We start from the raw sequence: 14355 nt of genomic DNA on the forward strand, positions 1-14355 counted from the left end.
ATCCGATTCAAGTTCTAACAAATACAAAAGTATACTCTCTTTTTGTGAAATTGCAACACTATAATAATAGATCAGAACGGATTGTTTGTCCAATTCTGATCTATCTTTTTTATTTCGCTAAATACATGTCATAATAAGCATCCATGATGTCTTTTGTAATCGAAAGGTTTGGATACGTATGGTTCGTTTGTTTGATTCTTGGGATCATGATCGCCACAGCGATTTCTGGATCTTCTGTTGGTCCATAAACAACCGCATTTAAATTGTTTACTGGAATTTCTTGTCCATCTTTATATGCATATGCTTCAGCTGTACCAGTTTTTGCGGAAAGATCCATCTTCGCACTTGCTAAAGGACGAGCAGTAGTATACGGATCATTTCCATGAACAACATCGTGCATCCCTTGTTGGATAATTGCCATTTCTTCTGGCGTGATCTCAATTTTGTTTAAGACTTTGGTTTCGATTGCTTGTTTGACTTCACCAAGATCACCATTTTCATTGTTTCCATAGATTCCCTCAACAAAGTGTGGTGCCACACGCTCACCACCATTTGCGATCGCAGATACATATTGAGCGAGTTGAATCGGTGTATACGTATCAAACTGTCCAAATGCTAAATCGAGGACTTTCCCGCCATCAAAATTCGCATCGGATAATTCATTATAAGCAACTTGGCCACCTACAGCCTCTTCAGGCATATCGACTCCTGTTTTCACACCTAATCCATATTGCGCAAATCCTGCACGTAATTCTTCATATGCTGTTTTTTGATCGGCTAAACCTGGAATTTGCAAAGTGCCTCCTTTGTAGTCGATCCCTAACAAACGTAAAGCAATTTGCATCATATACGAGTTTGATGAAATCTCTAACGCTTGAGCGGCATCGATATAACGGTTATTTGAACCATACGGGTTAAATACTGACGCTTTAGCTGGAGATCCGGCTAAATAGATCGGTTGATCGTATAAAGTATTGCTTTCAGGTGTAATGACGCCATGATCAAATCCAGTCGTAATCGTTGCTGCTTTGATTGCAGAACCTGGTTCAAACTGACGTCCAACGAACGTACCAACCGCATCGTCTTGGATCTCAGAAGAGCCTTCTTCGTGATAATAGCCAGACACGCCTAAAATCGCTCCTGTTTTAGGATTCATCGCTACCGCATAAATACCATTTGAAAACTCAGCATCACCTGAATCAATCAATTGTTGATAACCGTTTTTGACGATCGTATCAAATTTGTCTTGGAACGCTTCATCAATCGTTAGTTTTAAATTGTCTCCTTTAGAACCTGCGGATAATTCTTTCGTACTTGAAATCGTCCCGTTATTGTCAATGGTTACTTCATATTCAGATTTCTTTCCTTGTAACTCACTTTCGTATTGCTTTTCTAAGAAACTCGTTCCAACACGGTCATTTGAAAAATAACCTTTTTTCAAGTATTCTTCAGCTTCTTCTGAAGGTAACCCTTGTTTTGATGTCGACACACGCCCAATAATACTTGCAATCGGATTACTTGCCGTAATGACTTCACGACTCCAATCTGTCCCTGTTGAAATACCTGGTAATTTCGACGCATTCTCTGCTACAATGGCTAACTCTTCATTGCTAACATCTTCATTCTTCACAAAAACAGGTTTCAAGTTTTGTCCGCTGTTTAAACGCGTGAAAATAGTGGCAATTTTTAACTCATTGTCATCAAAATTCAACTGATCGTCTTTGATTTGATCGATCATTAACTGATATTGATCACCACTTGATTTTAACTGATCTTTAGCAGATAATTTTTTTTGTGCTGCTTCTAAGTGTTTTTTATCTGCTAAATAATAGTCTTTTAAATCCCGCTGACTCAAGTTTTCATCTACTGGCATATCGATCAATTGATTTAGCTCTTTTGCTAGATCTAACATGTCAGTCGCACTCATATCATTTGTGCGAGTAAACGTAATCGCCGCATTGGCTTGATTGGTCGCCAAAACTTTTCCAGTCGCGTCATAGATCGAACCACGCGGAGTACTTTGTTTGACAGTAGTAACAGTGGCGGATTTGATCTCTTTTTCCCACTTGTCACTATTGACGATTTGTAGATTTCCTAGACGTAAAATCAGCGCCACAAATAGCACAAAAATAATCAAAAATAAAAAATTCAATCGAAATGGAATATGTCCTCGTTTATTTTCTTGCCCTTTCTTGGCGTCATTTAATTTTGTTTTCCATGCGTGCTTTGATAAAAAATCTTTTCTTCTCATTCTTTCAATCCTTCCTAGAAGACCATTCACCTTATTTTATCAAAAAAAAAGACATTCGTACAAAAAACCTGATATATTTTAAAAACTTTCAATTTTTTCTAAATCTGCTTACAATGTTTCACGAATGACATCCATTATTTTAAAAACACTTTTGAAATAAGCTTTCATGTTTAGAAATCCCGTGAAACATTTTAACATGAAAATAACATGTGGAAAAGGCAGCTGAATATATCAACTGCCTTTTGCCTATTCACCGTATTGAGTTGTCTCTTGTGTAGATACTGTTGCCTCTTCACTCTTTTGCGTGCTTGGATTAGCAGCATCTGATTTTTTACTAAATAGTGTTTCACCAAATGTATATTTAGCGGTATCCGTTGTGGTGTAATCCGTGTCATCATAAAATTGATTTCCAATAAAGCCATTTTCTGAATAATAAAAGTCTTCGTCGATGATCAATTGCTCATGGGTTGGTAGGTTTAGCTGTTGTTTTAATTCATTTTGAACTTTTAACAACTCATCTACACCCAACACTTGATAATACGTTTCGTTGATAGTTTCACTTTCACCTTGCAATTGCCCTGAACGAATCTTGTCAAACGCTGGCATGTAATTTTTTCCGATTGCTAGCATCTCATCCCAAGTCAAATCAGTTAAGGTATTTTTTTCCACTGCATCAAGGATTTTTTTGTATTTACTTACACTATCCATGCTAATGACTTTTTCTAGAATTTTGGTTACGACTTCACGTTGACGACGTTGACGTCCGATATCGCCTTCTGGATCTTCATGGCGCATCCGGGCATAAGCCAGACCCGTTTCACCATTTAATTTGATTTTTCCAACGGGTACATGTACACCATCTAAGGTAAAATCGATTTTATTTTCGACCGTAATCCCGCCAACTGCATCAATCAAATCACTCAATCCTTGCATGTTGATCGATACATAGTGATCTAGCGGAATATCTAGTAACTGTTCTACTGTATCCATCGCCATATCGACACTACCATATGCATATGCATGATTCAATTTATCAAAATATGGTGTATCGTATGGTTCGTAGCCGACGATATTCGTCAAAATATCACGGTCTAAACTGACGATCGTCGATTGTTTTTTTTGTGGATTGACCGTAACGACCATCATACTATCCGAACGACCTTGTTCAGTACGGCCTAAAGCACCGGTATCGATTCCCATCAAAATAATTGAGAAAGGTTCACTTTTTGAAATATCTACTGAGCTATCGCGTAAATCTGATTTACGTGATGGCGCTGTTTTACTGATTCGATTAAATGTATCGCTTGCTGCTCCATACAAATTTGCGGCGTATACAGTACCGATCGTTACTAGTGCAATCAATACACCTAAAACGAATACGGCAATCTTTTGATATGGTTTCATTTTGCACCCCTGTTCTAGTCTACTTTAAATGTCCACTTTTGATTTTGCCATAAGACAAAACAGACTGCAATCGCAAAATGAAAATTCAATTTAATTTAATCTTTTTGTAATAATTTATTGACGTAAAGCAAAATTCCCACCTGTACGCGTCAAATTCGGATTATAAAAAGGATCATTTTCAATCAGATCGCCCCATTTTTCATACATATAAGCAGTCTCTTTTTCAAATCGTGCTTGCTTTTCTGGGGTATTTTCATATCCGCGAGATTGTGATTCAAAATGGAACAGCTCTACTTCATGCACGAAAAGATTATTGCGACCAAGCGCTTGCTCTCTTAGACAAAGATCTACATCATTAAAGGCTACGGTTAACTCTTCATTGAATCCATTTAACGTAGCAAAATCTTGCGCACGAATCATTAAACACGCCGCTGTAACAGCAGAGTAATTGACGTTGATTTCTAATTTACCGAAATAACCAAAGTCGCCACGCGGGTAAGTATGGTGTGGATGCCCTGCAGCACCTCCCATTCCCAATACGACTCCAGCATGTTGGATCGTATGGTTTGGGTAATACAACTTCGCTCCGACACAACCAATTCGTTCAAATTGCGCAAACGAGACCATTTTACTCATCCAATTTTCCGTGATTACTTCGGTATCGTTATTTAAAAACAACAGATATTTTCCTTTAGCTTCTTTAGCTGCTAAATTATTGATCCGAGAATAATTAAAAGGAATCGGTAGATCAACAACAGTAAATCGGTCTTTTAATACGGTCTGATATTCCTCATAAAGTGTCTTCATGCGTGGATCATCACTACCATTATCTGCTACGACGAGCTCATAGTTTGGATAATTGGTCTTTGCCACGATCGATTCCAAACAACGCTTCATATCTTCATAGCCATTTTTTGTAGGAATAATCACACTGACTAAAGATTCTTCTAAAATCTCATAATGGACATCGAACAATCCATTACCTGCAGCATGGGTCGCTGTCCCTTTAATCTTTCGACGAATCAAAGCATCTTGCACGGCTTTTAAACCAGCCTCAAACGCATACCCTTTCGTCGATTGATCCGCCGCAGTCGAGGTCGGTAAAATCCGCCAGTAATATAAAATTTTGGGTATATGTGCGATCTTTTCAGGAGTTGTTCGCTCCACAAAACGCAATACTAGATCGTAATCTTGCGACCCTTCATATCCCACACGAAACCCTTTGATGTGACGTAAGATTTCAGTACGGTACACCCCTAAATGAGAAATATAGTTTGTACCCAATAATAAATCAGGTGAGTAATCTGGTTTAAAAGCTGGATCGAATCGATTGCCTTGCATGTCGATTTTATCTTCATCACTATAAATCAAATCGAGATCTGGTTGTTCGTTTAATCGTTTGACAACTTCATATAAGGCGATCGGTGAAAGTTCATCATCATTATCCAATAAGGCACAAAACTCACCAGTGGCAATTTCTAATGCTGAGTTCGTCGCTTTAGAGATATGTCCATTTTCTTTACGATAGACTACTCTGATGCGTGGATCTTGTGCAACAAATTTTTCAAGTAACGGTTTGACCTTCACATCGCTAGAGGCATCATCACTCATGCACAATTCCCAATTTTCATAAAATTGACCTTGTACCGATTGAATACACTTGGTTAACCATTCTTCTTCGACATTATAAACTGGCATCAAAATACTGATTTTTGGTTGATACGAAAATGATGCGATCTCTGCTTGAATGGCCTCGATATCCCAGTTTTCATGAGTTTTTAAAAAAGCTGCGTAATCTTCTGTTTGTAATTTGACTTGTTGTTTTTTCAACCGATTCAATGTGGCCTTCAATCCATTTTTTTGATAATAGCGTACGACTTTTTTAAGCGTTGCAAGTTGCTTTTGCATCGTCGTTTCACGTCCTGGGATCGCTGGATATGCTCCAGTCAATTCGACTGTTTCCACACGTACATGCTCGCCTGATGTAAATTCTAGTTCGATTGGACTTTTAGGCTGCACAATTTCTAATTGAAAACCCGCTTTGATATCACCGCTTAATTTTTGCGCCATGATCACATCGCTACGAGAAAGCATCGTACAGGTAGCACGTTTATGAGATGAACGCACGTGAATGTTTGGGACCGTTTTATGGTCTTTATCCAATGCCCAACCTGTCAGCAAATAACTATTTTGTTTTTTATCTTGTTGAATACTATCAATATAGACAATCAATTCATTTTCAGACATGATTTACTCCTTACTATAATGCATGAGGATTTTGATAAGGATCGTGTAAGTCATCCATCGATGCTTGCCAATCCATCTTGTATGTTTCTTCTGGTTTTGTGCCAATATATACTAAAAGACTATATGGGGTAAAGACAACTTTTTTCCCTAATTGATGGTAGACTTCTGGTCCAAATACTGTATGCGTCGGATCATTAGTTACTGGTGTATCTTTAAGTGCCAGTAGGTCTAATTTTCGCATTGCTACAACGTCCATCGTTGCTGTATAGATTTCTCTTGGTAGCACTGAACGGAAATAATATCCGATCGATTCTTTTGTCGTTCCTTGATCCTCAAAAATAACAGCAGGTTTACGCAAGCCAACACCTACGTTTAAGACTTTTTCGTCTGCTAAAATGACTTTCCCTACAACTGCTCCAACATTTTCTTGTCTCAAAGAATTCATCAATTCTTTTAACCACTCTGGATGATACGGTGTCAGATGTTCATTTAGACACACGATATACTCCCCTTTAGCTTGACTCACACGTTCGTTGATCGTATCGCCTTCAATAAATGAAACGCGTTTATCACTAGTTGGGAAGGCTTGTTGAAATGCTTTGGGAACGAGAATCTCGATATTACTATAGTAAGTTTGCTTTAAGATATCTTCCACCCACAAGCTCACACGCTGATTCTCACCTAATGCTACAATCGACACTAACGGTTCTTCAGCATAGAGATACTCGACTTTATACGCACCATAATGTTTGGTCATGGTGACTTTGGCTTCGATTTCTTTTTGATTCAATGCTTCTTCAATTGCTCTTCGACCGGCAATATAGGCATATTCTTTACTCTTTGGATCAAAGGCAACTGACGTTTCGACTGTACGCCAATGATAGCAGATCACCGGAATATGATGGACTTTTTTCGCTGCCTGAGTCGCTCGTAATACAAAATCATAATCTTGGCTACCATTAAATTCACTGCGTAAACCACCAACTTCATCAAGCAATGTGCGTTTCACTACAACAAAATGGGTAATATAGTTATGGCCTAGTAACAAGGTTTGATTCCAATTCGGTTTAAAAAACGGATCAAACCGTTTTCCTGAAAGATTTAATTTATCTTCATCGGTATAGATAAACTCATAATCGTGATCTTCATTAATCGCTTTGACCACTTCATATAATGCTTGAGGTGCAAGTTCGTCATCATTATCCATAAATCCAACATACTCACCTGTTGCCAAGCCAATCGCTGAATTCGTTGCCTCTGAGATGTGTCCATTTTGCTCACGGAAAACCGCTTTGATCCGCGGATCTGATTCAACATATCGTTCAATCAACGGTTTGATTTCAGGTTTTGGTGAGGCATCGTCTGCTAAACATAATTCCCAGTTTTCATAATATTGCTGCGTCAACGAATCAATACATGCACGCAACCATTTTTCTTCGACATTATAAACCGGTACGACTAATGAGATCTTCGGTTTGACAGCAAATGTTTGAATTTCTTGTTTGACTGCTTTTACATCGTATTGCTCGTGTTCTTTGATCCATTTTTCATATTGATCTGCTTGATCTAAGCGCATTTTACGATTACGTAACACATTGCGCAATCCTTGTTGGCGAATCGCGCCTAAAACATACCGCACTTTTTTCGCCCATGGTGTATTGTCCAAATTATGCTTTTGAAATTTCAACGCATAACTTTGTTCCGTTTCTGGGATCGTCACGTCTAGTCCAATTACTTTATCAATTTGTTTGTGATCGATTTCGATCATAAATCCATATTTGACTTCCTTAGGCAAATCAAACATATCATTAACATCTTTGCGATATAACGGCGTCACTAGTGAAAATAACCCTTCAAATAGTGGGACTTGATACGTTAATGGCGCTTTCTCAGAAACAGAATAGCCCCAGCCTTTAATAATAGCTACATTTCGATCTGGATCATTCTCAATCGTCTCTACCATCAACTTAATGTCAGAAAATAGACTTTCATCATATAAATGATACTGTTTCAGTGCTTCTTGATGCCATTTTTCAACACCTTGCTTGATTGCAGCTTGATCAAATAACGCTGCAGTTTTTGCAATCAATTCTTCTTTTTCTGTTTCTAGCGCTAACAATTCTTTTGCGTGTGTCTCATTTAAACGCGCAATCACGCTTTCTTGCTGGTGTGCATAGTCCAATACACGTGTTTCAAGTTCAGAAAAGCTATTTTGATCAATCATCTTGAAATAAAGCGTCACGTTTTGACCTGCAATTTGATCGCCATCAAAGATAAAATAAGGATTTTCATCAATGCCTGTAAAAACATAGGTTTGTTCTGTTTTCCAAACGGCATTTGTTTGAATTGGTCGAATGCGTTTTCCATCGATCTGCGCGGTAAACTCCATTATCCCATTGCCTTCAAATGGCACGATTTTCAACTGTTCCACTTTAGGATCGATTTGGTGCGTACTCGTTTGGTTTTCTTGTGTCACTTGATTATAAAGTAACGGATGGATTTCTTGTTTCCCTGCAATCGTAAAGGCTAATTGTACGTGATGGATAAAATGAGAATTAATCGGATTTGCGCGTTTTGGATGAGCGACTGGTGTTAGCGTCAGTGCATAAAAATATTGGTACACTTCACCAAACGGTCTCATTTTAAACGCATAGCGGATTTTTTCGGGTAAATCTTCATAAGTTGTAAGAATTTCATTTTGTCCGACTTGAGAATACGTGAAATCTTCAATTGCAATATGTAAATCAAGTGATGCAAAGACTTTTTCAAAACCGGTTTGTGTGTAAAATGTATTATGCGTATGGTCGAGTAATCCAAATTCGTTCCAATCCAGTTGATTGTTAAACAATCCGATCAATGGTGAATTATGTGCCAGATTTGGGAAACTGATCAGTAATTGTCCATCTTTTGCTAGCAGCTTTTTAGCAGCATTTAATGCAGCAATAGGATCAACTAGATGTTCTAAAACATCCGCAAAGATAATGGCATCGAATGTTTGATCTTGGAAGTAATCAAGCCATTTAAACTCTTCGATATTGCCTAAAAATCCATCTTTTGCAAACTGCATAACAAAATTGTAGAGTTCTTCATCGAACTCTACAATAGATACGTCACATTCTTTTTCTGTAGTTAAATAATTGGTCATCCGGCCATTCCCTGGACCGAATTCTAGTACACGACTTTTATCTTTTACTTGTGCGACAATTTTGCCCACACTACTTTGTTCATCGATCGTCATTTCAAAATCATATTTCATTCCTGAACCGATCCTTTCCACTCATGATCTAATACGACAATCCCTTCACCGACGTATTTTCCTGTAATAAACATGGTAATGTATTTGGTTTTATATACAAATGGGACCGTTGCATTTTCTTCAAAGATCGCCACGTCAAAATAATATTCCCCACCTAAAAGAGCCATTTTAGGGTATTCGATATAAAACGTGTTCAACCCTTTTTTCCAAGGAATCTCAGTTTCATCAAGTAAAGTATTCAGCCCACAAACGTATTGATTGTTTACTGTACGAATCGCCACACCTAATACAGGATGTTTGATCGACGGATCGTTTACCTGATACTCGACTTTGACAAATACTTTGCTGTCTTGTGTCACTAAATCAATCGGTTGTTGATCTTCATCAAGCAATACTGCCGATTTGACTTCCACAATATCTAAAGCAGAATGTTCTTCAACTGTGCTTTTTTCTCGGTCGACCGTTTTGATCGATTTTTTCTTCAAGAAGTTTTCGTATTCTTCCGTGATCTCCATTGTTTCGCCTTCAGCTTCAACGACTCCATTTTTTAACCAATACACGCGGTCACAAAAACGGCGAACAGCATTGACGTCGTGCGAAACAAATAATACCGTTTTCCCTTGGTTTCGAAACTCAGTAAATTTTTCCATACATTTCAATTGGAACTCCAAATCGCCTACAGCTAATGCTTCATCGACGATCAAGATATCTGGATCGACATTGATGGCCACCGCAAAAGCTAAACGAACAAACATCCCACTTGAATAAGTTTTGACTGGTTGATATAAATGATCCCCAATATCTGCAAAATTGATAATATCTTCTACTTTTTCTTGCATTTGATCACGAGAATACCCTAAAACCATTCCGTTTAAGAAAATATTCTCATATCCACTATACTCAGGATTAAACCCAGAACCCAATTCTAGTAAAGCGGCAATATTGCCCTCGATTTTGACTTCACCTTCAGTTGGAGTCAATACACCTGTGATAATTTTTAAAATGGTCGATTTTCCTGAACCATTTTCTCCAATAAATCCCACCATTTCACCTTGATTGACATGAATATTTACATCATTCAACGCATAAAAGATCTCATGATAACTTTTTCGTTTTGGATGTAAAGCTTCCTTCAAACGTGCTGTCGGATTTGGATACATATTATAAGTCTTCGTTAAATGATTAATTTCTACTACGCGTTTTTTCATGTTGTGTCTCCTTACAGTACGTCAGAAAAATGAGGTTTCAATCTTCTAAAAATCGTACTTCCTAATATCAATAAGATAAACGTCACTACCCAGAAATAAATCGATAGTGTTGGATTTTGCCAAAACCATGCGCCACCAAAGAATGCGTCACGATACCCTTGTACCACGTAAAAAAGTGGATTAAGTTTCAAAATAAATTGGATCGTTGGATTTGGAAACTGATTGATACTCCATAATACTGGCGTTCCCCACATCAATGCTTGCATGATGATCGCAATAAATTGATTGACATCTGGAAAGAATGGCTGAATCGAAGCCGTAAACCATGTTAATCCAGTTAAAAAACACATCAATGCAAATAAGTAATAGAAAATTTGCAAGAAATGTAGATTCGGATAAACACCAAATAAAATAGAAGCAATCAAGGCAACTGCAACGAAAAAGCCGTGCATATATAGATTAGATAGCAATTTAGCGGTTGGCAAGATTCTAATATTGAATACGACCTTTTTAACCAAATAGCTGTACTCTCGATACACATTCGTAGCCGATCCTAAAACATCTGAAAAATAAAACCATGGTACGATCCCCGTCATTAAGAATAAAATAAAAGGATATTTACCATCCGTTAATGGCGCTTTCAACCCAATATCAAATACAAACCAATACGTCAATACAGTCACTAATGGATTGGCAAACGCCCAAAAGATACCTAGTAGCGATCCTGCATAACGAGAACGAAAATCATTTACAGAAAATTGGATCAATAACTTTTTGTTGCGATAAATATCTCTACAAAAATAATACAATTCTTTAAACATTTACATACCTTCCAAATCATTTAAATTTAGTTCTAACGGTTTGATTTTACAGAAGTTTGACTCTATTAGCAAGGTTGGAAAGATAAAAAAAGCCTTTCCTGTATTAATCTATTAAGATTTATTAAGGAATCTTTACAACAAAATAGAGTAAGTAAAAATACTCACTCTATTTTAATTTTTTTCTAATTACTTAAAGTTGCTAATTTATTGATCAAAATAATGGAGATTTCAGAAATAAAAAGATAGTTACACAAACTAGCAGTAATAAATAGAAACTAAAAATTATTTTTTTTATTGATGATAATTTTTCATAAGATAAAGTTGAGCATAAAAATACAGAAGCTAATAAAATTTGAAGGTAAGTAAATAGATATGTTCTATCTCCTGAGGCCCAAACAGTGGGAGAAAAACCTAGGATTATTCTTACACAAACTGCACTACTTATTAAAAGAAAAACTATTACAAATTGATTTATGGATTCGGATACTCCGTATAGGCCAATAATATAAATTATTAAGCAAAAAGATAGTACAACCAATAATAATTTACTATTATTTAGAGAAATTAAATCAAAGGACATATCTATCCAATTCTTATTAGCGACGGTTATAAAATATAATCCTAAAGGTAAAAATCCTAATATTTTTTTTACGGTAGACTTATTAGATATAATACTTAAAACAGCTATCAAGAAAAAATTCATAGCAATAAATGGTTTAAAATCAAAAAACAAAGATTTCAAAGTAGTACAATATCCTAAATAAAATTTATGAAATAACGTAAAATTTTCAAATTCTGGTAAGTAGTGATGTGTTTCAACGACTGTTCTTTGTGCATTCCCAGGATTTGTAAATATATATATATACATACATGCAATCAATACTAAATGTGGGATCAAAAATGATACATTTCTTCTATTTAAAATCAAGTATAAAACTATACATATAATAAACCCACTAACCAAAACAAGCATCTGTTCTTGGTTGATCGCATATAAAAGAGGAATTAACGATAGACCATAAATACTTTTTGGAACACCTTGATTTTGGAGAATTTTGATTATGGGAAAAAATACTAGAATGGCAGTTGCAAATATCCATAAATAATTTGTTGTAGTAGCAATCCAACCGGCTTCTTTCAAAATATTAAAAGGAATTAATAGAAAAAAACAAGTGCTCATTATAAGCGTAAATATTCTATTTTTAGATTGTACATAAAAAGAAGGTACTATACAGATTATAGTCATCGCTAACGCATTAATGATTTTCCAAATAACTACGTGCTGAACCATAAAAGTAAGCACAAATTCAATGATGGATCTAGATGTCCAAACTTGGTATCTATGTAAAAAATAATCGTAGTAATTCCCGTGGTATTCCTTAGCTATTTCACGTAAAAATACTAAATCGTCATTAAATAAAACCTGTTCAATATTTAAATTAATATAGAGAAAAACTCCGAATATAAATATGCACAGACTTGTAACAAGATAATTTTTCCTCATAATACTCCCCTTTTATAATTTATTAATTATTTTATACCATTCACAAATCTTTCATTGTATAAAATTGACTTTTTACCTATTTCATCTATGAAATTTTCTTCACCTAATTGTTCCATCAATGTGGATTCTCTAGAATATAAATTCGTCCCCAAACCTAAACGATTACCTTCTATTTTGGCTCCTAAAGCAGCTAATGTAGTAGGAAACATATCAGTGGCGTTAAAAATTCTATTTTTATTATCCCTTTCAATTTCTGTATCAGAATTCAAAATAACATTATAAACACTTCGCTTATAATCCTTTGGAACAGTTTCACCATATTTGCGATCCATAGTCAAATGATCTCCAACAATTACTACTGTTGTATTTGCATAAAACGGCTGCTCTTTCAACCAGTTTACAAAATTAAAAACTTGCTGATCTGAATAATGAATCACATTTTTATATTGATCTTCAAATAGTCTTGGAGCTTCATCAGATAAATATCCATCTTCGAAATGTGTATCAGTTGTGAGCATTGTAAAGTTGAATGGTTCATCTTTACTTGCTAACTCTAAAATTGATTCTTTAGCGAAAGGGAAAAGTTTTTCATCTTCAACTCCCCACCACACATGGTAATCTTCTGGGATTAGTTTCTGATTTTGCATCCAATAATAATCTCTAATTTCGTAATCACCATGACTAGAAAAGTACTTATCCCTACCTCCAAACAGAGCTGGTGATCCTATATAAAGCATTTGATTGTATCCTTCTTTATTTAAAATATTTCCCAATGAATATAGTCCCGGCATAAAATTATTGGTCGATTCGCCATAAACATTTGTATCGCTAATGCCATTGCTATCAGTAAATGTTCCTGTTCTCAATGGAACGCCCGAAGTCTGAGACACCATAGCACTGATAGTTTGATTAGCACCTGGTATAGACATCATACCTCCTAAACTATCTCTATTTGAGAAATTAGTTCCTTCATTTAGCGCATAGTTAGCCAAATTGGGGATTAGACTAATATCTTCAATTCCTCCTTCTTCACGGCTGCTGTAAGTACTCTCCATAGATTCCAAAAATATATAAATTAGATTTCTTTTTTGATCTGGAAATTCAATTTTTACATTCTCGGTATCTACATAGTAATCATCGTAAATTTGAGTTTTTTCGAAATAATAAGATTTTATTTCTGAATATCCTAAAACATTAATTCCAGAAGCAAAAATACCTAATATCAGTAATAAAAAAGTTATAAAAAGAGTAACTGGTCCAAATTTCAACTTTTTATAAAACGTATACTTACGTCCAGATAATTCAACCACCAATGCAATAGGATATATCTATGATAAGGTTAAAAAGGTAGAATTTAGCAAAGGTGTTTTTATATAAGCATGTATATGTGTAGTATCACTCCCTTCTAGCGGTTGACTTAGAGTATACACAATTTGATCAAAATGTATATTTCCAAAATAATTCATAGTCCAAACACTAGAAAAATAAAATAGTGTACTTCCATAAATTAATAAAACCATTAGTATGACAACAATTAGATTACGTCCATATAATTGTGTAAAAGATAAAAGGCCATGTAACAGCCCTTTTACGGTACAATGTTTTTAACCACAAAAACATACCCAGGAGGACGTTACATGACCCAAGTACATTTTACACTGAAC

Annotated in this window: 8 protein-coding genes; all 8 read right to left on the minus strand. The window is 35.8% G+C overall.

Features of this window, described 5'->3' with window-relative positions; genetic code table 11:
- Positions 1 to 109 precede the first annotated feature (109 nt).
- Positions 110 to 2251, minus strand: coding sequence for a penicillin-binding transpeptidase domain-containing protein (locus tag ACWOEC_RS03715; RefSeq protein ID WP_455306005.1), 2142 nt, complete (start codon positions 2249 to 2251; stop codon positions 110 to 112).
- A 246-nt stretch (positions 2252 to 2497) separates the two neighbouring features.
- Entirely contained in the window at positions 2498 to 3655 is a 1158-nt protein-coding gene (locus ACWOEC_RS03720) for an LCP family glycopolymer transferase (RefSeq protein WP_455306007.1), read from the minus strand.
- 114 nt (positions 3656 to 3769) lie between these two features.
- Positions 3770 to 5902: a glycosyltransferase family 2 protein gene (locus ACWOEC_RS03725; RefSeq protein ID WP_455306009.1), complete on the minus strand. Its 2133-nt coding sequence runs from the start codon at positions 5900 to 5902 to the stop codon at positions 3770 to 3772.
- 13 nt (positions 5903 to 5915) lie between these two features.
- Positions 5916 to 9158, minus strand: a complete 3243-nt coding sequence (locus tag ACWOEC_RS03730) for a glycosyltransferase (protein ID WP_455306011.1) — start codon at positions 9156 to 9158, stop codon at positions 5916 to 5918.
- Positions 9155 to 10366 (minus strand): ABC transporter ATP-binding protein, encoded by a 1212-nt coding sequence (locus tag ACWOEC_RS03735; protein WP_297075387.1) that lies wholly within the window; start codon positions 10364 to 10366, stop codon positions 9155 to 9157. Before ACWOEC_RS03735 ends, ACWOEC_RS03730 begins: the two co-directional genes overlap by 4 nt.
- An 11-nt stretch (positions 10367 to 10377) precedes the next feature.
- On the minus strand, positions 10378 to 11187 hold the full coding sequence (locus ACWOEC_RS03740) for an ABC transporter permease (protein ID WP_455306014.1): 810 nt from the start codon (positions 11185 to 11187) through the stop codon (positions 10378 to 10380).
- 211 nt (positions 11188 to 11398) lie between these two features.
- Positions 11399 to 12691 (minus strand): hypothetical protein, encoded by a 1293-nt coding sequence (locus tag ACWOEC_RS03745; RefSeq protein ID WP_455306016.1) that lies wholly within the window; start codon positions 12689 to 12691, stop codon positions 11399 to 11401.
- Between the two features lie 26 nt (positions 12692 to 12717).
- Entirely contained in the window at positions 12718 to 14001 is a 1284-nt protein-coding gene (locus tag ACWOEC_RS03750; RefSeq protein ID WP_455306018.1) for an LTA synthase family protein, read from the minus strand.
- Between the last annotated feature and the right edge of the window lie 354 nt (positions 14002 to 14355).

It is taken from the genome of Enterococcus bulliens (assembly GCF_053761865.1).